The organism is Flammeovirga sp. MY04 (genome assembly GCF_001682195.2).
GTDB classification, from domain to species: Bacteria; Bacteroidota; Bacteroidia; order Cytophagales; family Flammeovirgaceae; genus Flammeovirga; species Flammeovirga yaeyamensis.
In genome coordinates this window covers 286,229-310,455 of record NZ_CP003561.2, presented here as the reverse complement: position 1 = coordinate 310,455, position 24,227 = coordinate 286,229, and the positions used below count along the sequence as shown (strand labels likewise).

At 34.2% G+C, this 24,227-nt stretch carries 13 protein-coding genes; 4 read left to right on the top strand and 9 right to left on the bottom strand.

Features of this window, described 5'->3' with window-relative positions; all coding sequences use genetic code 11:
* Window positions 1-6: 6 nt before the first annotated feature.
* Genes MY04_RS21300 through MY04_RS21285 form a run of 4 tightly spaced genes read right to left on the bottom strand, consistent with a single transcriptional unit; the run spans window position 7 to window position 5,907 of the window.
* Window positions 7-867 carry a DUF3226 domain-containing protein gene (locus MY04_RS21300; protein WP_066214060.1) on the bottom strand — a complete coding sequence of 287 codons (861 nt, stop codon included), beginning with the start codon at window positions 865-867 and terminating at the stop codon, window positions 7-9.
* Window positions 860-3,085: an AAA family ATPase gene (locus tag MY04_RS21295; RefSeq protein WP_066214057.1), complete on the bottom strand. Its 2,226-nt coding sequence runs from the start codon at window positions 3,083-3,085 to the stop codon at window positions 860-862. Before MY04_RS21295 ends, MY04_RS21300 begins: the two co-directional genes overlap by 8 nt.
* A 56-nt stretch (window positions 3,086-3,141) precedes the next feature.
* Complete coding sequence (locus MY04_RS21290) at window positions 3,142-4,323, bottom strand: restriction endonuclease subunit S (RefSeq protein ID WP_066214054.1); 1,182 nt, start codon at window positions 4,321-4,323, stop codon at window positions 3,142-3,144.
* A gap of 3 nt (window positions 4,324-4,326) precedes the next feature.
* Complete coding sequence (locus MY04_RS21285; protein WP_066214051.1) at window positions 4,327-5,907, bottom strand: type I restriction-modification system subunit M; 1,581 nt, start codon at window positions 5,905-5,907, stop codon at window positions 4,327-4,329.
* 168 nt (window positions 5,908-6,075) lie between these two features.
* On the opposite strand from MY04_RS21285, the gene MY04_RS21280 reads away from it, so the two are divergent.
* Window positions 6,076-7,263 (top strand): PDDEXK-like family protein, encoded by a 1,188-nt coding sequence (locus tag MY04_RS21280; RefSeq protein WP_066214047.1) that lies wholly within the window; start codon window positions 6,076-6,078, stop codon window positions 7,261-7,263.
* Window positions 7,264-7,265: 2 nt separating this feature from the next.
* Window positions 7,266-8,081: an agmatine deiminase family protein gene (locus MY04_RS21275; RefSeq protein ID WP_066214043.1), complete on the top strand. Its 816-nt coding sequence runs from the start codon at window positions 7,266-7,268 to the stop codon at window positions 8,079-8,081.
* Between the two features lie 96 nt (window positions 8,082-8,177).
* On the opposite strand, the gene MY04_RS21270 is transcribed toward MY04_RS21275, so the two are convergent.
* The 5 genes from MY04_RS21270 to MY04_RS21250 all read right to left on the bottom strand — a co-directional run bounded on the left by MY04_RS21270 (window position 8,178) and on the right by MY04_RS21250 (window position 16,041).
* Entirely contained in the window at window positions 8,178-8,843 is a 666-nt protein-coding gene (locus tag MY04_RS21270) for a bifunctional 4-hydroxy-2-oxoglutarate aldolase/2-dehydro-3-deoxy-phosphogluconate aldolase (protein WP_205958100.1), read from the bottom strand.
* Between the two features lie 2 nt (window positions 8,844-8,845).
* Entirely contained in the window at window positions 8,846-9,844 is a 999-nt protein-coding gene (locus MY04_RS21265) for a sugar kinase (protein ID WP_066216674.1), read from the bottom strand.
* 189 nt (window positions 9,845-10,033) lie between these two features.
* Window positions 10,034-12,229: a T9SS type A sorting domain-containing protein gene (locus tag MY04_RS21260; RefSeq protein WP_066214039.1), complete on the bottom strand. Its 2,196-nt coding sequence runs from the start codon at window positions 12,227-12,229 to the stop codon at window positions 10,034-10,036.
* Window positions 12,230-12,522: 293 nt separating this feature from the next.
* Entirely contained in the window at window positions 12,523-14,373 is a 1,851-nt protein-coding gene (locus MY04_RS21255; RefSeq protein WP_066214037.1) for a GH39 family glycosyl hydrolase, read from the bottom strand.
* A 135-nt stretch (window positions 14,374-14,508) separates the two neighbouring features.
* Window positions 14,509-16,041, bottom strand: a complete 1,533-nt coding sequence (locus tag MY04_RS21250; RefSeq protein WP_066214035.1) for an alpha-L-fucosidase — start codon at window positions 16,039-16,041, stop codon at window positions 14,509-14,511.
* A 534-nt stretch (window positions 16,042-16,575) separates the two neighbouring features.
* On the opposite strand from MY04_RS21250, the gene MY04_RS21245 reads away from it, so the two are divergent.
* Window positions 16,576-20,736 carry a hybrid sensor histidine kinase/response regulator transcription factor gene (locus MY04_RS21245; protein WP_066214032.1) on the top strand — a complete coding sequence of 1,387 codons (4,161 nt, stop codon included), beginning with the start codon at window positions 16,576-16,578 and terminating at the stop codon, window positions 20,734-20,736.
* 388 nt (window positions 20,737-21,124) lie between these two features.
* The gene (locus MY04_RS21240; RefSeq protein WP_066214030.1) at window positions 21,125-24,226 is read left to right on the top strand and encodes a SusC/RagA family TonB-linked outer membrane protein; all 3,102 of its coding nucleotides are present in this window, start codon (window positions 21,125-21,127) and stop codon (window positions 24,224-24,226) included.
* Window position 24,227: the final 1 nt, after the last annotated feature.

Here is a 24,227-nt window from a genome sequence, read left to right as displayed (position 1 = left end):
TTAGACTTAGGTCATGAAATCAAAGATTTCTTTAAAAGTATCATTATTATCTAGCTTTCCTTTTGTTATGAATTTTGTATCATTTATAATCACCTGATTTGCTTTCCCTTGATGTTTTGGTTGTCCCACAATACCAATAAGTGCTTTCCCTTTTTTACTCTTAATTCCTTGTTTTTTCTTAGCACAACTCTCCTCTTCTTCATTAGGCATGAACTCTGAAATAATATCTTCACCTTTTTGAAATAAAGCTTCGTTTTTATCATCTCTCATTAATGGAATAATAATATCTTCAAGAGTACCTGATTCCCCCTCACCATATATAAAAATCCCTATATTACTAAATCCATCAATGTTTTCTACATTAGAAAAATATTGATGATCTTCAACATCAATAGATTCAATGAAATTCGGTAGTAATTCTGCATATTTAGTTGCAAATTCTCTTTTCCGATTTTTAAAACATACATCAGCATCAAAAAATAATTGTAATGAAAACTTGACATCTGTATCGAAAGATTGTTCACCAAAAAATTCTGAAGATGAATCATCTACTTTTAGTAATTCTATTAAGTTGATCACATAATCAAATTGAGAATCTCCTCCCATTTGATAGAAAACATAAAAGTTATCAGAATCTTTATCTTTACAAATTTTATTTGGTAGCTGAGGCTTTTGAAAAACGTTTGCCTCATCTTGATATTCAAATTTATTTAAAATACCTTCTAAGAAACCTTTCAATGGATTTGGGAAGTCAGTTATTTTTTTATCTGTAAAATCTGAAAAGTTATTTAATCTCAATAACCTACTTAAAATTGCTGTATCATGTTTTCCTTCTACTAATACAAACGTAACATTAGAATCACTCATTACCCTTTCCTCTAATATCTAAACCAAAATTCATTACTTGCTTCTCAAATGACTTTCCTTTAGCTCCTTTATAGGTGATTTCACCATTTTTATTTAAAAGCTTATAACCTGAAATTTCATCATTATTATATCCATTTTCAAAAAATGCTTTTATACATTCATTACTATGAGTAGTAATAAAGAATTGTATATCAAACTCAGATGATATCTCCTGTAAAAACTTTGTAAAACTCTGTAATAAAGAATGATGAATTGCATTTTCTAGTTCATCTATACACATAACACCATGAACTGCTATTGATGCTTGAAGCCCTATATAAAAAATACGCTGAAGGCCATCACCAAATGTTGTAATATCAACTGGCTCTTTAAATCTTTCATGGTCAACCAAAAATCTAACTTGTTCCCCAGAACCAACCTTTATTATATCCGAAATATTACTATCGATAGAATTTTGAATGAATGAAATAATTTTTTTGTAAGTACCTTTTTTAACACTTTCTTCATGACAAGTATTTATAAAATCTTTATTTAAAAGTGTAAAAGGACTAGAATATGAAATATTACATATTGTATTTATTTCTCTAAAGAATTGATCTTCTTTGTTATTCTTAAAAAACTTAACAGATGAGCTCTCTGTTTTATTATAATATATTTCTTCTGATGCTTCACTATTTAAGATATTCTCACCGAAACCATGTTCTACAAATAGAGTATTAATATAATCTGTTTTACTTTTATCATCAAAATCTTCAAAGATTGAACTTATCTTAAGAATAACATCTTTATTATCAAATCTTCCAGAAATAGAAATTTGGTTAAAATATTTACTAAACCAATCTTTTGGTAGTCCTTTCAAATATTTACCACGTCTTCTATAAATTTCGATTATATCATTTATATCATTTTGAATTGTTAATAAATAAATAGCTTCTAAAATAGATGATTTCCCCGAATTATTATCCCCTGCAAATAAGTTAATTTTGTTTAAACCATGGAACTTAATATTTGTTTTGAATCCTTTAAAATCATGTAACGTCAATTCAGAGAATTTTTCACTCTTATAATTCACAAAAATATTTTTTATTGATTTTGAAGAAGATACATTTTGGTCTACTCCAATATTTGATAAAAAATTATCAAATTTCTTTTTTAAAAAAGTGAGTTTGCTTGATTGTAAATTAGAAGCTTTTTTAGAGAAAAAAATCATATCTTCAATACTACTTTCGCAAGTATCTATTGATTTTTGATATTGATCTTCATTTATAGTTGCACTAACTGAATATGCATCATTAATACTTCTTGTTTTCTCTAATTCCCAAATTGCTTGTTCATCATTAATAATTTTTGCTAAAGTGGGAATTTCTGTACTTTTCGTAATTGCTGGAGGCAATAAATTTTCTTCTTCTTCCTCTTCTCCAAATTCATTGGTTATCACTTGATAATTAGCACTTTCAGAAATCCAACTAAAGAATCTTTCCAAGTTTCTAGCATCGATTGCTTTTTTAGAAAAATCATCCCATTTCAACCAGTCTTTAATTGAAGTTGATGAAATTGCTTCTCTAAAAATGGCAAACATATCAGGTTTGAATTGATCTTGAAAATCACTCTTTTTATATTCTTGAATTAGAGATAAAGTTCTAATATTACGCCTTACGCTATGAATTGTTATTCCAAGTGAATTATGAATTTCATGTTCAGTTAAATTTTTATCATAAAAAAGATCGTATATTAACTGAGCTTGATTTAACGGAGCCCATCTTTTATTACCGGATATGTGCTTCAACCCCATTATTATTTCGTGCTCACCTGAAGATTTCTCTTCATATATAACAACAGGTACTTTACTAAAAATAGATGGATCAAGATTACCAATATCTATTCCGACATTGTAGTCTTCTTGTAATACTTTTAAAGTAGCTATTCGTCTATTACCTTCTAAAACTCTAAATTTATTTGAATCTAATCTCTCAACTTGAATAGTATCAACCTTCAAAAAACCATTACTTTTTAGACTTACAAGTAAATCATCAATATTTTTTCGTTTATCACCAATGATAAAATTCAATGTCCTTTTTTGAATATTCTCATCTCTAATTTTCTCAGGCTCAACTTTTTTGTATTTTTTATTATCAATAAACCTATAATTATTAGGGTCTAATAATAAATTTTTAAGACTGACATAATGTTGTGATGAATCAAATTTATTTTCGTTCATATTATTTTCGTATATCAATAATATTTAAAGGTAATCAAAATTATTTTGTATACTTACTAGACCCTCACCTTCCCACTCAACAACCCCTGCATCAAGCCTTTCTTTAACTCCTCTACTTTGGATTTTTTACCCTCCAAAATAGATAGCTTTTGGTCAACAGTGGAGAGAATGGAGGCGATTTGTTTTTGTTCTTTGATTGATGGTAATGGAATAGGCATTTTTGTTATCATATCTCTTCTCACTGAGTCAACAGAGTTTTTTGCACTCATTTTTGAGACTCTAGCATAAAAATGCTGTGAAAAATAGTAATAGAAAAATTGTCCATAATATTCATTTGTGAAGTTATGAATATTATATACTCTTTGGTGATAGTTGAATTTACCATTTACATAATGATATATTTTTCCAACTCCTACACCATCACCTGATGTTAAAATTGCTTCTCCTTCAAAAGTATAATTATTAATTCTCTCTATCGTATTTGACCTTACATAAAATGGATATTTACCACCTTCAATCTTATCTTGAGTATCAGCACCGCCTGTTTGTACGTCTGACACATCATCTACAGTCACAACCCCCCAACTCTCCGGCACTTCTCCAATCTTACTCTGCTTAAATTTTGTATGACCGATACCGCGAGTCAATAAGCGTTGGGAAAGTCCCTTTTTTAACTCCTGCGTTTTGGTGATCTGCTTGTCTATCTGTTCCAACTTCTGATCGACGGTGGATAAGATGGAGGCGATCTTTTTTTGTTCGGGGAGGGGAGGGAGTGGAATTTTATAATTTTCAATAAATTGCTTGCTCACTCTTTTCTGTCCAGCAGAACCAGTCATGTTATTTTTACCATTCTCTCTAAAATTATATGAAATTGAATGATAATAAATATATTCTGATAAGATATTTTCTGAACCTCTTATCACATGAAATTCGGTACTTCCAAAACCATATTTAGTTGGCAGTTCATTTAAAAATGCACCTTTACCATTTTCAAAACAAGGTGTGATCTTAGCTATTAAAACATCATTTTGTTCAAAACCTGTAAAACCACTTTTTACATCATTATACTTTTTAGGATGTGCATTTATCAATTTTGCATCTTCTGATGTATCAGCCATACCAATAAATGAGACTTCCGTATCATCATTAAGTTTAGGTTTTGAAGGATTGATATTTGCTACTTCCTTTAGAGTCACATATTCCCAATGTTCAGGAACAAAATCTATTTTATTATCCATACCCTAAAACCCAATTTCCTTTAAAAACTCATTCAACTTAGTATCGATCTCCTTTTCTTCCTTTTCGATGCCTTCTAAGTCTTGTAACACTTGAGGTACATCTACTTCTGGTTCTGGTTCAGAAGTATCGATATAGCGGGCGATATTCAGGTTGTAATCGTTTTCAGCGATTTCTTCCATCTCCACCAAACGAGCATATTTGTTTTCCTCCTCTGCTGTTTCATTATTGAAAAGGGTATCGTACCATTGTGTAAGGGTTTGGATATGTTCTGATTTTAAACTGTTTTGGTTTTTCCCTTCCTTAAATTCCTCTGATCCATCAATAATGATCACTTTGTTTTGTAAGTGGGCTTTCTTTTTCTTGCTTAATACCAAGATACTCGCAGGAATACCTGTATTGTAGAAAAGAGAAGACGGTAAACCTACCACACCTTCCAACAGATCAGACTTTAATAATCCCTCACGAATTTTACCTTCGGCACTTCCTCTAAACAATACACCATGCGGCAAGACCACACCCATACGTCCATCGGTTTTCAACATTGCCAACATGTGTTGTAAGAAAGCCAAATCAGCATAACCACGAGGAGGAACGCCCAAATTAAAACGTCCGAAAGGATCAGAAACGGCTTTTTTATAGTTAGGTGCAATTTCTTTTTCATTTCCTTTTTTATCTATCTTCGTCTCCAAATTAACCTCAGCTCTTCCCCACCATTTATCTAATGAAAACGGAGGATTGGCAATCACTCTATCCTGTAAAAGGAAATCGTCGTTGGCATCAATATGTTTCGGAGTTCCCAGCGTATCCCCTTTTTCAATACGGCTGTCCGTGTAATTGTGCAAGATCATATTTAGCTTACAGATCGCCCAAGTACTTAAGTTTTTCTCCTGTCCGTTGAGGGAACAGTTCACAATACCCGAAGCCGTCTTTCCTCCTTCTTGTTTACTAATATAACGAGCCGATTCAATCAACATGCCCCCACTACCACATGTAGGGTCATAAATGCTATTGCCCACTTCAGGTTTGATCAAGTTCACAATCAGTTTTACCACACCGTTAGGCGTATAGAACTCTCCTCCTTTCTTCCCTGCATCATCGGCAAACATACGGATCAGATACTCGTAAGCATCCCCTAAGATATCCGGAGAATATAAATCTGCATTACGTAAAGAATATTTATTAAAATGTTTGAGTAAGCGTTGTAATACCTCATCGGTCAGTACCGCCTTATTCCCAAAGTGAACAGCAGTCAACACCCCATCAATATTTAACTCTGTATTTTCCTCTTCAATATCGGCAAAAGCCTTATCCAATGCCTCACCAATATTTTGGGTCTTTTTGATCAACTCCTTCCAATGCCCCGTTTCGGGCACTTTGAAATGCACATCTTCATGTGCCTCTTCTTGATCGTAATCTTCTTCCTCTATCAAACGTTCCACTTCCTCGTCATAAACATCGGAAACACGCTTGAGGAACATCAATCCAAAAATATAGTTTTTAAAATCTCCTGAATCGACAGATCCACGTAATATATCGGCAGAATCCCATAACCAGGATTCAAGTGTGCTTAGTTCTAATTTCATGGTTTACTTTCTTTGTGAAAGGGTAAATAAATTTGGTGGTGCAATATAGAAGTTTTCTCCTATTAATTACCATAAATACATGTTTATAATGTATATTCATACCACTATATTTTTTCTAACTAAAAAACTCATAAAGTAGTCTAAAATCATCAATCATTCCATAAAAAAATGAACAAACAACACCTTGAATCCATTATTGAAAATGAGGATTTTTTGGCATTACAAGCTAAATTTCACGAACCCAGTTTATTCAATCTATTTTCTGTAAAAAAACGAAAGGAAAACATGCACTCAGATGTTATTGCATGGCTATTAAATCCAACAGAAAATCATGGACTAAACGTTTATTTCTTAAATAATTTCCTAAAAAGTTTAGATAAAGATTCTTTTATTGAAGAAGATACATTAGTAGAAGTTTTTACAGAATACAATAACGACAAAAGCAACAAAAATGATAGAATTGATATTGTAGTAAAAACAGACAAATTAATTATCTGTATAGAGAATAAAATTGATTCCTTTGAAGGGGAAAGTCAACTCCTTAGATATAGAAGGTCAATAAATGATAGATTTCCTAACCACAAGAAAATATTTGTATACCTCACTCCTTTTGGAGATGAACCTTTAGATAAAAATGAGTTGGAATTTTATAATTTAATGTCTTACCATAAAATTAGTAACTTGATAGATAAGGCTATAAATGATAATAATTTATCTCAAAGCATTCAAGTTTATCTATATGATTATAACACCAATTTAAAGCGAAATATTTTGAAAACAGAAAACCTCAATCAGTTAGCCAAAGAATTGTATTCAAAGCATCAAGAGGTCTTTGATTTTATTGCAAACAATAAAAACTACACAGGTGATTTTAATTTGAAAATTGAGAACTACCTAAAAAGTAAAAAATTAATTGTTACACAGTCTTCTAATGATAATACCTTTAGATTTACTACTCCAAACCTAGTGTATATTATCCCAAAAAATGGTCAAGAATTTAAAGATAATTATTCTTTCCTATTTGAATTAAAATTTACTGCAGACAAAAAAGCCTCATTTCAAACATCTATCCCAACTGCTAAAAAAGAGAACGGTAAAACAGCTAGAAAACTTCTGATTTCGCTTTTAAATAACTTAGATGAAGCAAAAGTTTTTGATATAGATGATACTAAATGGATTATCAATCACATAAGTCATGAATGGAAATTCGACAAAAAGAATATTGATGAATACAAAACAGAAGAAGAATTAGTAAAAGATGCGATTGGTGATCAGATGGATGCTATTCTTCAATATATTGAAAAAGTAGAGCAAATCCTTTTGCAAGAAGAATCTCAATTCAAAGGACTTCAATAATTATGGAAAGAATTTACTTTTCGGAACTACTTCCAATAAATCATCCTAACTCTTGGAAAGAGATTAAGAAAGTGCTCGAAAAACACCAACAGCCTTATTCTCTTTTGAAAGGGACAAAAGACATATGGTGTCGTGATTATATGCCAGTCAAAAATGCCAATAGAGCTCTAGTTCAGTTCAAATATGAGCCTAGTTATTTACTAAAAGATCTACACTTACAATCTTCTCCATCAAGTATTTTAAAACAAAATCATATTAATGCTAAAAATTCTATTTTAAACCTTGATGGAGGAAATGTTGAATTAATAAATACTACAGCAATACTTACAGAAAGGGTATTCAAAGAAAATCCAAGCTTAGAAAAAAAAGAGATAATTCACCAACTTTCCAACGATCTTGCGTGTACTCCATATTTTGTGAAAGACATTACCACTGATATGACTGGCCATATAGATGGCTATTTAAGAATTATCAAAGAAGGATTAGTAGTCGTCAATCAACTTGATGGTGATTTAGTATATATTCAAAAAAGTTTTAAAAGATTAATCAAGAAAATAAAATGGGAGTATTTTGAAATGCCTTGGTTTGATTACAAAGCGAAAGACAATCCAATAGAAAGTGCTATTGGCGTATATGTCAATTTTTTAGTTCTTAACAACTTTGTCCTTTTTCCCATTTTTGAAGTTGAGGGCAATAAAGATCAAGAAGCATTAAACATAATACAAAAAATATATCCAAATAAAATAATTGAACCAATTAACATCAACGAGATTGCAAAATTAGGAGGATTGATTAATTGTATTTCTTGGTGTGATTAAACGTCAAAAAAACGCCCTCCACAATGCGGAAGACGTTTATCAATAAATTAACTATATTTTTAACCTTGTTATTTGTCCAATAAGTCATAAATCAGGTTAACGTATTTCTTTAATGATCTGAAGTACCTCTTTTACCTGAGAAGTAATTTGATCTAAGTTATATTGTCCATCATCGCCTTTTTTGAACAACTGTGAGCCTATACCTACACAGTGTACTCCGGCTTTGATCCATGTTTCTAAATTTTCTCTTTCTGGTTTCACTCCACCTGTTGGCATAATGCTCGACCAAGGTTGAGGACCCTTTACTGCTTTCACGAAATCTGGACCACCTACTTGTGCACCTGGGAAGATTTTTACTACCTCTGCACCTAATTCTTCAGCATATGAAATCTCTGTTAGAGATCCACAGCCTGGTGACCAAGATACTTTTCTACGGTTACAAACTTTGGCCATATCTGCATTAAGAATTGGAGATACGATAAAGTCAGCACCAATTTGTAAGTACAATGCTGTCGTACCTGCATCGTAAATACTACCAATTCCCATCGCCATTTCTGGCATATCTGTATTTCTGAATTTCACTAATTCAGCAAATACTTCATGAGCGAAGTCTCCTCTATTTGTAAACTCGAATACACGAGCACCGCCATCGTAACAAGCTTTCAACACTTTTTTACACACTTCTACATCTTGATGATAAAAAACGGGTACCATGCCTACTTCTTTCATCTTAAGAGCTACTTCTATTCTCGAAAATTTCATGATTATCTTTGTATTTTTCCTGTTCCGTTAGTTTTTATAAAAGTCTGTACTTCGTCTACTGTACAGATATTTTGATCCCCTTCTACAGTGTGCTTAATTGCTGATGCTGCCACTGCAAAATCAATTGTTTCTTGAGGACCACCTAAGTTTCTTAAACCATAAATAAGTGCAGCCATAAATGAATCGCCACCCCCTACTCTATCAATAATATGAGTGATATCATATTGAGTAGAACGATATACTTTTTCTCCATCATAAAGTGCTCCACTCCATGTATTATGTGATGCTGAAACAACACCTCTAGAAGTAAATACAACTACTTTACAGTTAGGATATTCCTTCATGATTTTATCACCTTCAATTTTAAAAAGCGCATCATCAATAGGCCCTGCCAATACATCTACATCTGGGTGAGTTCCCGACATTACGTGATTGTATTGCATCAATTCTGGCATCACTTCATCGGCTTCTTTTCCCCACTTCCATAGGTTGCCTCTAAAGTTATAATCCATAGAAATGGTTAAACCTTTTGCCTGAGCAAATTCCAATGCTTCTTTTAACGCTTCAGTTGCTCCCTCAGAAACGGCTGGCGTAATTCCTGACCAATGGAACCAATCGGCATCTTTCAGGATTTCATCCCAATCGAACATTCCTTTTTTCATGGTTGCCGTAGAAGAATAATTTCTATCGTACACCACCTTTGAAGCTCTACCTACAGCACCATTTTCGTAATAGTATAAGCCCATTCGGTCGCCACCCAAAAGGATATCGTCTGTGTCTACTTTAAAGCTATTTAAATGACGAATCGCACTGGTTACCATATCGTTTTCTGGCACGCGAGTAACATAAGAAACGTTATCTCCAAACTGTGCTAAGGATACAGCTACGTTTGCTTCTGCTCCACCAAAATCTATATTTAATGATTTAGTTTGCGTTAGTCTCTGGTATCCAGGAGAGGACAATCTAATTAAAAGCTCTCCAAAACTGACGATCTTTTTCATGTTCCAAATAATAAAAAAATTTATAATCATCTATATCCCATCACTCAATCAGAAATTGAATAATGGGATATAGCTTAAAATTACCTTTTCTATGGCAGATAATACATAGACAAAATCACTATAATAGGGTCAAAAACTTTTTTTACCCTCTTTCTGGACAATACCACCCCGATAGCTTTTATTTTTTGCCTAGTTCACAAGCAATTTCTTAGTGACTACCACACCATCAAAGTTAAATTGTACCAAATGCATTCCTCTTTTCAATACATTTGATGGTATTTTAAATTCACTTTCTGGCTGATTTATTTCAAATACATTGTTTCCAATAATATCAAATACTCTAATAGAAGTAGCTGCTTTTGGTGTTACTACATTCACCTCTTTACCACTTGTAGGGTTAGGGAACAATTTGATCAATGATACCTCGTCAGGATGAATTCCCGTTGGAGGATCAATACCATCAAAAGATCTTTCAATAGGTCTACTAAAATTATACACCCTCAAAGAAACACTACTAATGTGTCCTGAAGCATCAGAAAATTCAACACTCACATTATTGCTTGATTCTATCAATTCATAAGGTACCGGAACTTCTAAAACTCCGAAGAATCTGTCCTTGTCTTTCTGATCATCTCCTCTATAGTTATTAGGTACATCTACTTCTGTTCCGTTCACCTTAATCTTAGGGAAAAGCGACTTCCCATGATCTCTACCTATACCAATTCTCAATACGGCTTCGCCTTCCTCTTCTACTGTTACATTGGGAATCGAAAACTCTAAAGGCGTCCCCCCAGTAATCTCTTGGTAATAAGTAGTAGCAAAGTATTTCGACTCTGTCGATGATTGATCAATAGTTACTTCATTTTGGAAAGTATAAGCCAAGATTAATGTTCCTTCGCTTCCTAAAGAAAATGATTCTGGCACCTCATTAAAGACATTATTAGTAATCTGTGGAATATCGTCAATAGCAAATAAATGTCTAACCTCTACGGAAGTAATAGGATTCGTATCTGATCCAATGATGTTAGGTCGAATAATTTCATCATTTTGATTCAAGTTATTGATGATCAAATACAACACATTACCATCCAAATAAGCATCTGTCTGTATGTCCAAATTATTTGATAAATGATCGACTCTTGTTCCTTGAACATCTTTCCAAAGATCGTAGTATTTAATTACTTCTCCGTACACCCAATGTTTGCCAGTTGATCCTTCCAACTCATCATTCTGACGAAGTAAACGGTGTAAATAAGGGTAACCTTCAGAATCTCTACCCCATTCTGCTTTCAATACCCAGAAAGGAATCACTTTATTAATGGCTTGAGGACGATCTAAAAAAGTCATTGTCTGAGATGACATTGAACGCATCAGATACCAATCTCTTTCTGGCGTCCAAGGTTGTTTAAAGAAGTCATGCGCTTGTCCTCCATATTCTGAGATCATCACAGGCTTCACTTCATCAAACTTATTCCAAGAAGCATGTTCCATCATATCCATCGTTGCCTCCAAGTTACTACCTTTACGAAGCATTTCTTTTCCACCATTAATAGAAGCGAAATCATAGATGTGAATTGACCAGAAATCCATTTCCTCTCCACACATATCCATAAATGTATTCCAACGATCTTCCCAACGTTTAAAGTTTTGCTCTTCAAAATTAGGGAAAGCAGTAGTGTAACCACCGATTTCAACTTTATCGCCGTTAACTTTACGAATCTCTCTTGCCACAGTGTTATGGAACTCAAATATCTTTTTGATATCTGTACTGCCATAATCCACCAAGTGCCACACCGGTTCGTTGATTACCTCAAAGTACTTTGGTGTTTCCTCTTCGTTTTGGTCTTTATAAAATTCTTTGATATAATGAGCGATATACTCACCTGTCGCTGTTCCTAAAGGCTCCTCTTCTGTATCTGTTTGAGATAAGGCCCATCCTAAATTGGTTTTCTGACCATCAGGCCAAAATGGATGCAATTGTGCCCCTAACACCCACGACTTATTTTTGTGAGCATAGTTGCTGTAGGTACTATATTTATTTCTGTAGCTTACGGCTTCTTGTGCCAAAAAGGTTGTATCTGCAAAACCTGGGCGATTAGGATCTTGTTTAGCCACACCTCTTAATATCCATGAGATATGTCCGGTATCTCTACCTAAAAATACATTCTTATTATTTAATAAATCATTTCTGATGTCCGTAGGATCTGAGGCTGCATTGTCCCAATCCCCTTCACGCATGCCCGCGTGAATAGTCACATATTTATCTCTGTCAAATTCAGAGAGTCCTTCAATGGAATGTTTTACATCTATATTTACATCAATGATGTTTTGTGCAAATAAGTGTGCTGGTATTAAACTGATGAATAGTAAAAAAAATCTTTTCATTTGGTAGTCTCTTTTTTTATTAGTTGTTATTGAATAGTCAAATCTGATTTATATTATTCATTTCGCTAACAAAATTAACTAACCGATTTAAATTTGCACATTTATCTTACTCGATAAATACTGAACAACGGTAGATAAGTACCAAATACCCCTCTTTTATCTATTGATTACCCTCCTTTTGATTTAAACACCTATATATTAATCAATTACAAAATTGATGTTGAGTGAAAACACAAAAAAAAGGTAATGTTTTCTCTTCTTTCAGATCTGACATTACCTCCAAAACACTTTATTTATTGATTCATCTCACTCTGATGCCCCTGCACCAACTTCACCGTAGATATATACCCTTCACCCTTTTCAAAAGAAAGAGATAGCACATTTTTTTTCTTCAAAAGTGCTTTAGGCAAAGCTATTTTGTGTACCCCAAAGAAGTTCTGCTGCTGTGGTCTTTTGATCTTAGGTTCCAATGCGTTCTCAAAAGTAAGCTCTTTAAAATCTTGTGTTCGACCCATCTGATTTCTACTGACCGAAATTTTTTGACCATTTAATTTTACGATAGGTAAAAAGTCTTCTGCAATAGGTCTAGCAATACCCAAATGAAGATCGACAAAAACCAATTCGTCTGGGTTGACATCAAATTGATATTCTTTTTCTTGTTGTCCGATTTTCTGAATGGTTTCTGGATGGTATTGCTCCGTTAACTTAATAGTTGATGAAAATTCATCCGTATCATCATTTAGCTCCAAAATCAAAATAGCGGTTTCATCAGAGCTCAACGTAATTTTTGATATATCACTTATAGATTGCTGAGATAAAATTGGTCCATTACCCTCGCTATAAATTCTTCTTAACTCCGCTTTTTGATGTTTAAATCCTGTTCCTGCTAAGTCAACTTCAATTGTTTTATCTTCTAAATTATCCAAACAGATAAAAACTTTGTTGCCATCTCTAAATCCTACTGTCTGAACATCTGCATGGTCCGATTGAATAAATACATACTCTCCTTTTACATCTTTCCAGAACTGATAAAACTTAATCAATTCCGTTTTCTGATATTCATTATTCTTCTTGTGGAAAAGTACCCAAGGATATGGGTGCTCATTATCGTACCAATCGGCTCTACCACATATAAAAGGAACGGATTTTACAATTCGATGTGGTCGGTTCATAAATTGCATCATCTTAGAATTCACTCCATGAATCACATACCAATCTCTTTCTTTGTAATAGGCTTGCACAATGTTTGTCCCTTTTTTAAAACCAGAACCATATTCTGAAATCACTAATGGCTTTATAGTACCAGTAACTTGTAATGACTTGGCTTCGATCATATCAAGTATGGCTTCCGCATTGGCACCTGCTCGGTAACTTGCTTTATCATCATAATATGTGGAGTAAAGATGAACCGATAGGAAGTCCATATCATTTCCTGCGACCTCAATGAATTTACCCATTCGCTCCTTCCAAATCTGAAAGTCGTTTAACTCATAAGCTGGCCAAGCATGTCCAGGGCCACCCACCTTTGCTTGAGGATACTTTTGATGAATCGCTTTTGCCGTATATTTAAACATATCGATAATCGTATCTACCGAAGTATGCATATCTCTATCGTGTACAAAGGGTTCATTCAAAATTTCGATATACCCTTTTCTGTACGTTGACTCTCTTAATCTTTGCTGGAAATATTCTTCAATTGCAGGAATGCCAACCAATTGTTCCTTCTTCTTTTCCAATACAAATTCTCCTACAGGGAAATAAGACCCTGGGTGAGAAGTGACAATGATTTCATCCTCGAACTTTCTTGGAGTTGAATGGGAAGCAATTTTCTTCATCTCCGCTTTTAATGCTTTTTCTGAAAACGTTCCAGGATGTTTATGGTTGGTTCCACTCAATTTATTTGATGGTGTCCCTAAGCCAAATGATCGACCATCAGATACACCTAACTCTTCGTACAACTCCTTTCTAAATTGCTGAGGGATATGCTCATAAGTAGTGTGTACATTGATAAAGTTTTTACGCTCAAACTTTGTCACCCCATCATAAGACATTTTAGTCGATGGATTGAAGGTTACTTTTGCTTTGTCTTGTGCGGTAAGCACAAAAGAATACATCAATGATAAAATTAGTAAGGTTGTTCTCATTGTTATGTCTTGTTTAAAAAGGTTTTTATGTTTTCTAATTGATTGAAGAATGCTAATCCTCTGTTTTTATTTCTTAGAATTAAAAAAAGCTGCAACTCAAATTAGAATTACAGCTTTTCCATCAGATAGCTTATATTATAATGGATTGTTTGTTTTATCGAATGCGATTTCGAAGACAAATGCATGCTCACATGGTTTTTCAGAAGGCAGCATCACCTCTAGATAATCCTCATTTTGTGACCATTTTAAATCCTCTTCCACACCCAATAACTTGATATCTTTAATAGAAGCAGTTAAATATTCTGATCCTTTTTGAAGATGAGGGATTTTTACTTTTCCGTTTCTAGCCCAATCCATAGAAATGGCATAAAGCTTTCCATTTTTCGTTGTGAATCTGAAATCGTCTGCTGTAAGATCTTTGTTTTTACCTTCTGTATGATGACCTGTAGCTACCTGTGTTGGGCCATCACCATATATTTTCCAAGGTCTTGAACCGTAGATTGCTTCTCCGTTTACTTTTAACCATTGACCAATTTCTAATAAAATCGCTTTTTGATCATCAGGAATAGTACCATCTGCTTTTGGACCAACATTCAGTAATAGACAACCATTTTTACTTACAATATCCACTAAGTCGTCGATGATTGTATTGGCATCTTTAGTTTCCCAATTACTTACATAACCCCATGAGTTTTTACCAATTGAAGTATCCGTTTGCCATACTTTTGGATTAATATCCGACATTTTACCTCTTTCGATATCCAATACATGTGTTCCTTCTGGGAAAGTTACTTTCTTAAAGTTCTTCGTTTGCAATACCACATCCTTTTTCCACTCAATACCTTTATTGTAGTAATAAGCAGCCAATTTTGGATGATAAGGCATAAATTCTTCTCTATCGATATAGAAATCGAACCATAAAATATCTGGTTGGTATGCATCAATAATGTCTACTGTTCTATCCCACCAATGTGATAAAAACTCTTGTGATGCTGGAGCATAATGATCATGCGGCTTACTATACAAATCGCTGTATTCAGGATCCATCGTATCAAATCCTTTTTTGTAAGTAAAGTAATTCCAGTTAAAAGCATAATGCGATGATGCTCCAATTTTAATGTCTTTCTTTCTAGCTTCAGTAGTTAGTTCACCTAAAATATCTTTTTGTGGACCCATATCTACAGAGTTCCATCGAGTATGTTTCGATTTATACATCGCAAAGCCATCATGGTGTTCTGCTACAGGTACAATGTACTTGGCTCCTGCATCTTGAAAAAGTTGTACCCATTCTTGAGCATCAAAGTTTTCGCCTTTAAACATTGGAATAAAATCTTTGTAGCCGAATTTATCAAGTGTTCCAAAATGTGACTCGTGGTATTTATTAATAGCAGTTGCTCCAATTTTTTTAGCTTCACCATCTGGGGTCCACTCTACACTGTCCATATACATTAACCTTGGGTACCACTCCGATCCATATGCGGGAACTGAGTAAGCACCCCAGTGGATAAAGATTCCTAATTTAGCATCCTGAAACCAAGTTGGTACTTCGTATTGTTGAAGAGATTCCCAGTCAGCTGTAAAAACTTCTTTATTCGATTGCTTATTATCCCTTTGTACGGAACAACCAACTATAAAGAAAGCTGCGATAATAATTAATACATTTTTCATACTCTATATAATTTGATACGCCTATAAATAATAAGTAGTCACAGACATCTTTTTTCATTCAATTTCTATTGTGTTGTTAAGAAATCTTAGATATGTCTCAAATTTATTAGCTAAGTAATTAGTACTTGGAAATTAACTAAACGAATAGAGGGGTTAGAATTTCAAATTGGGCATTTATCGTAGTTTAAAGCATAATTTTTTTAACAACAGAAATAAAAGAGCTAAGAATCTTTAGTTATTCGTTATTACTTCGGGGCTATTATTTCAATAAAAAAATTAATATTAGAAAATATTAATAACACCGCGTACTATTGTTGCGCAATATTGTGTGAATCTGATCTTTTTAATTAAATTGCTACTATTAAGAGTAAATTTTTAAGCAAATGAAGGGGGTATTTTTATTCTTCCCCCCAAAAAATTGAATTACAGACTTCTTATCAATACTTTTCAATACCATTCTATTACTTGAGTATGGTCTTTTTGATTTGATTTATTATTATAAGTGAGAAATAAATGAATTTACTAACATCGAAAATGTCTAAGAGTCTTGTCTACCTCTTATTCATTACATTAACAACTTGTCTTTGGAATACTGCTTACGCAACATTCCAAGACATCGTATTTGACCATTTTACAACGAAACAAGGGTTATCACAGAACGATATCAATTGTATTTATCAAGATCAGTCTGGCCTGATTTGGATAGGTACTAACGACGGCTTCTCTAGTTTTGATGGTTATGAGTTTAAAAATTTCAGAATGGATACTCATGATCTACCCTCCAACCTTATCAATACAATTACCGAAGATAAGCACGGTAACTTATGGATAGGATCTGCTGACGCTGGTTTATTTAGGTATCATCAAGCCAAAGAACAATTTACTTTCTTTGCGAACACCAAAGGCAATTCAAAACTACTTACCAGCAATAATGTAGTTAAACTAGTCACGGACCGTCATGGTAACATATGGTTTGGCAACCTGAGAGGACTGAACTGTATTAAACATGAATTTACAGACAAAGAAGCAATTTCAGTAAATAAATTCTATCATAACCCACACAACAACGAAAGCATTCTTTCTAATCACATAACGAGTTTATATGTTGACCATAGAAGCAACTTATGGGTGGGAAGTAAAAAAGGCCTTCAGATTTTTGTTACTCCTTCCGAAACTCAAAAATTTGGGGTGTTCAAAAGTTTTAAAAAAGCACATGATAACGGTGTGCAAGCTATTGTTGAAGGGAAAAATGGTTTGATGGTCGCTTATTTTGATGGCATTTATCATTTAACCATCGATAATAACGATTCTGGAAAATACTCTTTTAGCAAAGTATCTGATATCAAATCAGAAAGTTTAACCAAAGACGACGATGGTATTTTCTGGGCAGGAACAGGTGCCGGCTTGTATCAATTGAAATGGAATGTTATTGGGAAACAACTTCAAATAGAAAATCACTTTAATAGTGACAATACTGAGACTTTTGGAGCGAACATCATTAACTGTTTATATAAAGATAACTTAGGTGTTGTTTGGATTGGTACAAACGGTAGTGGCATCAATAAATACAATCCTAGAAGAAAGAAGTTCAAACACTTAAAGAAGGGAGACGAAGAATACCATCTTACATATAATAAGGTTAGGGGCTGTTTTGAAGATAAAAACGGCAGATTACTTGTTGGTACTGAAGGTGGAGGACTAAACATTGTCGACAACGGAAAAGTGACTGAAATAGGTGTTGGACTTAATAAAAAAGGTCAGAATGTAGTCTATGCGGTCGATCGTTGGAAAGACAAAATTGTACTTGGTGTGGGGTACCCATTAAAGACATTGGCTATTGAAGAAGATCGATTAGATCAGTTAGAAAAACATCTTGAAGAGTGTATTTTCCATCCGAAAGAAAATAGTAATGCCACTTTTGCTCTCAAGAGTGATGGTGATTCCATTTTATGGTTGGCTACTTATGGTGGCGGATTGGTAAGAGGTGTAGAAGAAAATGGAAAGATGAAATGGTCGTACCCTCAAATTATCGATAGAGACGATGAGGTGATCGACATTATCAGAAGCTTAACTATTGATAAAAGAGGTAGTCTTTGGATAGGAACGAATAAAGGTTTAATCATTTTAGATAAAGAAGAAAAGCTAAAAGACTATCCTAAGTTTACGATTCTTCAGTCGAAGAAAAACGATCCTAAGAGTCTGAATTATAATTATGTCATTCCTGTTTTCGAAGCATCAAATGGAGAGATTTGGGCCGGAACCATGGGTGGAGGCATCAATATTATATCAGAAAAGAACATCATCAACAAAGAATATAGCTTTGATAAGTTGACCTCAAAAAATGGTCTTCCAAGCAATGTGATCAAATCGATGTTGGAGGATGATTATGGCAACCTTTGGGTAGCGACCAACAAAGGTCTTAGTAAAATCAATCTGAAAACTAGAGAAATCAAAAACTTTGATGTTTCAGATGGCTTACAAGATGATGAGTTTGGAGAATTAGCAGCACTAAAAATGAATAATGGTGAGTTATTATTCGGTGGTGTAAATGGCATCAACCTATTTAAACCTTATGAAATTATTGATGATAACACGATTGCCAACGTTATTTTCACGAACCTAAAGGTATTAAATAAAGATATTCATTTAGGAGAAGAGTTCCACGGTCATAAGATTTTAAGTACTTCTTTACAGACCACAAAGAATATACAGCTGACTTACGATCAGAATAGTTTTACTTTCCGTTTTGCCTCTTTGCATTATGGTTCTTCTGCTAACAACAAGTATAAATATCAATTACTCGGGTTCGACGATAATTGGATTGAAACGGATGCTCAGCACCGCGAAGCAAAATATACCAACCTTTCTCCTGGTGAATATGTACTTCAGGTAAAAGCTTCTAACGGTGATAATATATGGAATCCGAAGCCTATTGAAATGCATATTGAGATCCTTCCTCCTTGGTGGTTAAGCTGGTGGGCGAAAACAATATATGTTTTACTATTCTTCTGTTCTATAGGTTTCTTCTCTAGATATTCTTTGATTACAGCACGTAAGAAGAGTCAGTTAGAACTAGAAAAATTCGAAAGAGAGAAACTAGAAGACTTAAGTCAGTTAAAACTGCAATTCTTCACAAATATCTCTCACGAGTTGCGTACGCCACTTACTTTAATCCACACTCCTATCGAGCAGTTGATTAAAAAAGGTGCAGCACTTTCGGCTTCTGATCGCGAAAAGAGTTATCAGATGATCTTTAAGAATGTACAGCATCTAATGCGTTTGGTCAATCAACTACTTGATTTCAGAAAAGTAGAACAAGGACAAATGAAGCTTCAATTGTCAAAAGGGAATTGGTCTTCATTTATAGATCAGGTGTATCATTCGTTTAAAGAGTTTGCTGAACATGAAAATCTTAATTTCAAAATAGAATTCACCTCAGAAGATATTCACGGCTATATGGATATAGATAAGTTGGAAAAAATTATGTACAACTTACTATCGAATGCCTTTAAGTTTACTTACAAAGGGGAAATATCACTTTCTGTTTCTCAAGAAGGTGATAAAGTAAAAATTAAGTTGAAAGATACTGGTATTGGTATTTCAGAAGAAAAACTAGATTACTTATTCAATCGTTTCTATCAGGTTTCCAACCTAAAGAAAGCAAAGAATAGAGGTACAGGTATCGGTTTAGCATTTACGAAAAGTTTGGTCGATTTACACCACGGTGAGATCCGTGTGGAAAGCGAATTGAATGTAGGTACTACTTTCTTCTTAGAATTCCCACTAAATAGAGAAAGCTATGAAGGGGAAACCTTCAACGAAACAGAAGCAGAAATTTTAGAGGCGCAAGAAATCCAATTACAGCAAGAAGAAGATGAGTTGGAAGTGAGCAGCAAGTCTAAAATTTTAGTAGTGGATGATAATTACTCTATCCGTGAATTATTAAAAGGACTACTTGAAGATGAATATGAAGTCTATCTGGCTGAAGATGGAGAAAAAGGACTTCAATTGGCAAAAGACGTGATGCCGAATTTGATATTGTCAGATATTATGATGCCTATCAAGGATGGTTATGAACTAACAAAAAATATTCGTGATGATAATCAGCTATGTCACATTCCTATTATTTTGTTGACAGCCAAAAATTCTGAATCAAGTAAACTGAAGGGTTACGAATATGGAGTGGATGCTTATGTGACTAAGCCATTCAACTCGGATACGTTGTTAGCCAGAATGCATTCATTGATTGAAAATAGAAAAAATCAGCAAAAGAAATTCAGAACAAAAGTGGATGTGGCTCCTAGTGAGATTACACATACTTCTATAGATGAGCGTTTCCTTAAGAAATTGGTAGCTATCGTAGAAGAAAACATTTCTGATTCTGAATTTACTGTAGATAGATTGGCTTCAGAATATGGAGCAACGCCAATTCGATTAAATCAGAAACTAAAGGCCCTAACAGGTCAAACAGCCAAAGGCTTTATTCGAAATATTCGCTTGAAACGTGCCGCTCAAATGTTGAAATTAGGTGGCTGCAGTGTAAGTGATGTGACTTATGAAGTTGGTTTTAACGACCTGAAGTACTTTAGAAACTGCTTTAAAAAGGAATTCGGCATTCCTCCTTCTGCTTATTTAAAGGAAGCATCGGAGTCTCAAGTCAATCAGAATCTATTGGAAGAGATTGAAAATCAATAAATCAGCTCTTTCATTACTGTCCACAAAAATCTACTTGTCCACAACAAGAAAAAAATTATAAACTCAGCGGGGGGAAAATTTCATTCCTCCCGGAATTTTTTTCGCAAATGTATTATTTAACACACTATCATATGAAAACTACTTACTTTTTTTCTGTCCAAAAAAATTTCAAAAATCTCTTAGAATCTACTATTAGACAAAACTAAGCTACATTTTTAGGGGGCATTTTTAATATTTTATAACAATCTATATCATCTGATTTAAGCTTATTTTTTACCCCCTCTATTGTAATAGTTTTTTCTACACTTAAAAAAAGATTCCGCTCTAGTTTTGAATCATCAGAAATGAACAAATGAATTAATTTTTTAAAACTTAGTATGTAGAGACTATGAGTTTTTATTTTACCAAAACAAAGCAACTAAGTCGTATGGGGATCATGACCCTCATACTGCTTCTCTCATCTATGAACGTGTTCGCACAATCTTTTCTAGTAAAAGGTTCTGTTGCAGATGAGGAACAGCTACCAATTATTGGAGCATATGTTCTTATTAAAGGAACAAGTACTGGTACCGTTACAGACTTAAACGGTAAGTTTACAATTGAAGTACCCAACAAAAATGCAGTACTACAAATAACATCTGTTGGTTATGTATCTCAAGATATTGCAATAGGTGATAGAACTAAATTCGATATCGTTTTAGGTTATGACACTGAAGCTTTAGAAGAAGTAGTCGTAATTGGTTACGGTGAGCAAACAAAAAGAGAAGTGACTGGTGCGATTACTCAAGTGAAATCTGAAGATCTTGATCGTCTAGCTACTTCCGATATTGGTACTGCATTACAAGGTCAAATGGCCGGTGTATCAGTAAGAGCAGCATCAGGTGCTCCTGGTTCGAATTCAACAATTACTATTCGTGGTGTCACCTCATTCCAAGATGGTGGTTCAGAGCCATTATATGTAGTAGATGGTGTGACTTATACTTCTAACCCTAACATCTCTCCACAAGAAATCGAATCTTTAGAGGTACTTAAGGATGGTGCTTCTGCAGCGATTTATGGTTCAAGAGCATCTGCTGGTGTAATCTTAATCACAACAAAGAGAGGTAAAGCAGGTTCTATGAAAGTAAACTTAGATTCTTACTATGGTGTACAGAAGATTACTTCTGGTATTGATGTAGCGGGTACTAACGATCACCTTTATATCAATAGATTGACAAACTTGTTTAAAGAGTCTGGTAAGTTTAACCCACTAGATCAAAACAAGCAAGGTCTTTACTACGATACAGATTGGATGCAAGAACTTCAAAATGATATGGCGCCAATCCAAAACCACAGTTTAAGAATCTCTGGTGGTTCTGATGCATTAACTTACAACATTACTGGTACTTTATTCGACCAACAAGGTGTTTTAATTGGTTCTGACTATGCTCGTCAAACAGTAAGAGCAAATACTACTTACAAAAAAGGTAAACTTCAGTTCCAAGTAAACATGGGTCTGAATAATAGTTTAGCCAACAACGAACCATGGGCGTTACAGTACGATGCGATTAAACAAGCTCCATTCTTGCCAGGTATTAACCCAGGTCAAACAGATGTAGTTGTTCCAGGTGCTAACCCAGAAAACATGGGTAGATTCGTAGGTAAGTTAAACCAAACAAACCAAACAGCTAATAGCGGTTACAATGGTAACATTCGAGTTAACTATGAGTTATTCAATGGTTTTAAATTAAACGCAAACATTGGTGGTTCAGTAGCTAACGATAACAGAAAATTCTTTGCTCCTACTTGGAGTGTATACGATACTGATGGAGAGTATTTATTGAATGCTTCTAACCCTATTGCAGATCTTAAGTACACTGATTACAAATACGAAAGAACAATCCAAGAATATACTGCTACTTACAACAGAAAGTTTGGTAAACATAAAGTTGGATTCGTAGGTGGTGTTACTTTTGAAACATCAAAAGGACATAGACGTTATATCCACGCTAGAGACTTCCCTAGTAATGATACACAATCTATTGGTGCTGCAAACGAAATTACTGCTGCAGACCAAAGCTACTCTGAAAACAAAAACATTGGTATGCTTGCTCGTGTGCAGTATGCTTATGACAACCGTTACTTATTGAGTGCTTCAGTTAGACGTGATGGGTCATCAAGATTCCACGAGTCAAATAGATGGGGTATCTTCCCTTCAGTTTCTGCAGGTTGGAACATCTCTGAAGAAAAATTCTGGGAGCCAATCAAAACTACTGTTTCTAACTTCAAAATTAGATACGGTTACGGTGAAACTGGTTCAGATAAAGCAGGACAAGGTCTTCAGAACTTAATGGCCGATCTTCCTTACCAATCTATCGTAATTCCTCAAGTAGATTATGTTTTAGGTAGAGAAGGAAGCGACAATTTAATGTTCGGTTCAATTGCTCCTACATTCGTTGATAAGTCAATCCGTTGGGAAACAAACATCTCTCAAAACATTGGTGTAGATATGGAATTCTTAGAAGGTCGTATCACTTTATCAACTGATTACTATAAAAACGACAAGCAAGACATGTTGTTAGCGGTACAAATTCCTCCTTCGACAGGTGCAATTGCTGCAAACAATTACGATAGAGTTTGGCAAAACGTAGGTAACCTTTCTAACGAAGGTATTGAGATCGCTTTAGGTTACAATAACAATATTGGTGATGTGAAATTTACTGTTAACGGTACTTTCACTAAAAACATCAACATAGTTCAATCGCTTGCACCATCAATTGAATCAATCTCAGGTGGTGAGCCAATGCTAATTAGAAACTCGGAGCCTACTACATTCTTAAGACCAGGTTACACAGCAGGTTCATTCTTCTTAATTCCTACTGAAGGTACTATTAAGACTCCTGAAGAGTTAAGTGCTTATCAAGAATTAATTCCTTCTGCTCAGTTAGGTGACTTGAAATATGTAGATGTAAACGGTGATGGTGTAATTGATCAAGATGACCGTGTATATCAAGGTAGTGGTACTCCTCAATGGGAAGCTGGTTTGAACTTAAATGTTGCTTACAAAGGTTTTGATTTAGGTCTTCAGTTATTCGGTTCTTATGGTGCTAAAGTATACAACGGTTCAAGAGCTTACGCTTACTTAACTAAGAGAAGTGCAGAATTAGTTAATGCATGGTCTCCATATAATCCAACATCGGAAATTCCAATGCCAAGAGATGAGATCGAGCACTATAACACTCGTACATTCTCAGATTACTTCTTAGAAGATGGTTCATACTTAAGAATTCAAAATATCTCTTTAGGTTATACTTTACCTAAGAGTGTATTAAACAAAATGAAAATGAGCAATTTAAGATTCTACGTAAGTGCTCAGAATCCGTTCACTTTCACGAAATACAAAGGTTTTGACCCAGAGGTTGGTTCACAAAGTATCTTCCTTAGAGGTGTTGACAGAGGTAACTATCCTATCTCAGCAGTTTACAGAGGTGGTTTATCACTTGAATTCTAAA

Excerpts from the sequence above, each read along its gene's own strand:
- MY04_RS21300 (WP_066214060.1), bottom strand. The coding sequence starts at position 867 with ATGAGTGATTCTAATGTTACGTTTGTATTAGTAGAAGGAAAACATGAT.
- MY04_RS21295 (WP_066214057.1), bottom strand. The coding sequence starts at position 3,085 with ATGAACGAAAATAAATTTGATTCATCACAACATTATGTCAGTCTTAAA.
- MY04_RS21290 (WP_066214054.1), bottom strand. The coding sequence starts at position 4,323 with ATGGATAATAAAATAGATTTTGTTCCTGAACATTGGGAATATGTGACT.
- MY04_RS21285 (WP_066214051.1), bottom strand. The coding sequence starts at position 5,907 with ATGAAATTAGAACTAAGCACACTTGAATCCTGGTTATGGGATTCTGCC.
- MY04_RS21280 (WP_066214047.1), top strand. The coding sequence starts at position 6,076 with ATGAACAAACAACACCTTGAATCCATTATTGAAAATGAGGATTTTTTG.
- MY04_RS21275 (WP_066214043.1), top strand. The coding sequence starts at position 7,266 with ATGGAAAGAATTTACTTTTCGGAACTACTTCCAATAAATCATCCTAAC.
- MY04_RS21270 (WP_205958100.1), bottom strand. The coding sequence starts at position 8,843 with ATGAAATTTTCGAGAATAGAAGTAGCTCTTAAGATGAAAGAAGTAGGC.
- MY04_RS21265 (WP_066216674.1), bottom strand. The coding sequence starts at position 9,844 with ATGAAAAAGATCGTCAGTTTTGGAGAGCTTTTAATTAGATTGTCCTCT.
- MY04_RS21260 (WP_066214039.1), bottom strand. The coding sequence starts at position 12,229 with ATGAAAAGATTTTTTTTACTATTCATCAGTTTAATACCAGCACACTTA.
- MY04_RS21255 (WP_066214037.1), bottom strand. The coding sequence starts at position 14,373 with ATGAGAACAACCTTACTAATTTTATCATTGATGTATTCTTTTGTGCTT.
- MY04_RS21250 (WP_066214035.1), bottom strand. The coding sequence starts at position 16,041 with ATGAAAAATGTATTAATTATTATCGCAGCTTTCTTTATAGTTGGTTGT.
- MY04_RS21245 (WP_066214032.1), top strand. The coding sequence starts at position 16,576 with ATGTCTAAGAGTCTTGTCTACCTCTTATTCATTACATTAACAACTTGT.
- MY04_RS21240 (WP_066214030.1), top strand. The coding sequence starts at position 21,125 with ATGAGTTTTTATTTTACCAAAACAAAGCAACTAAGTCGTATGGGGATC.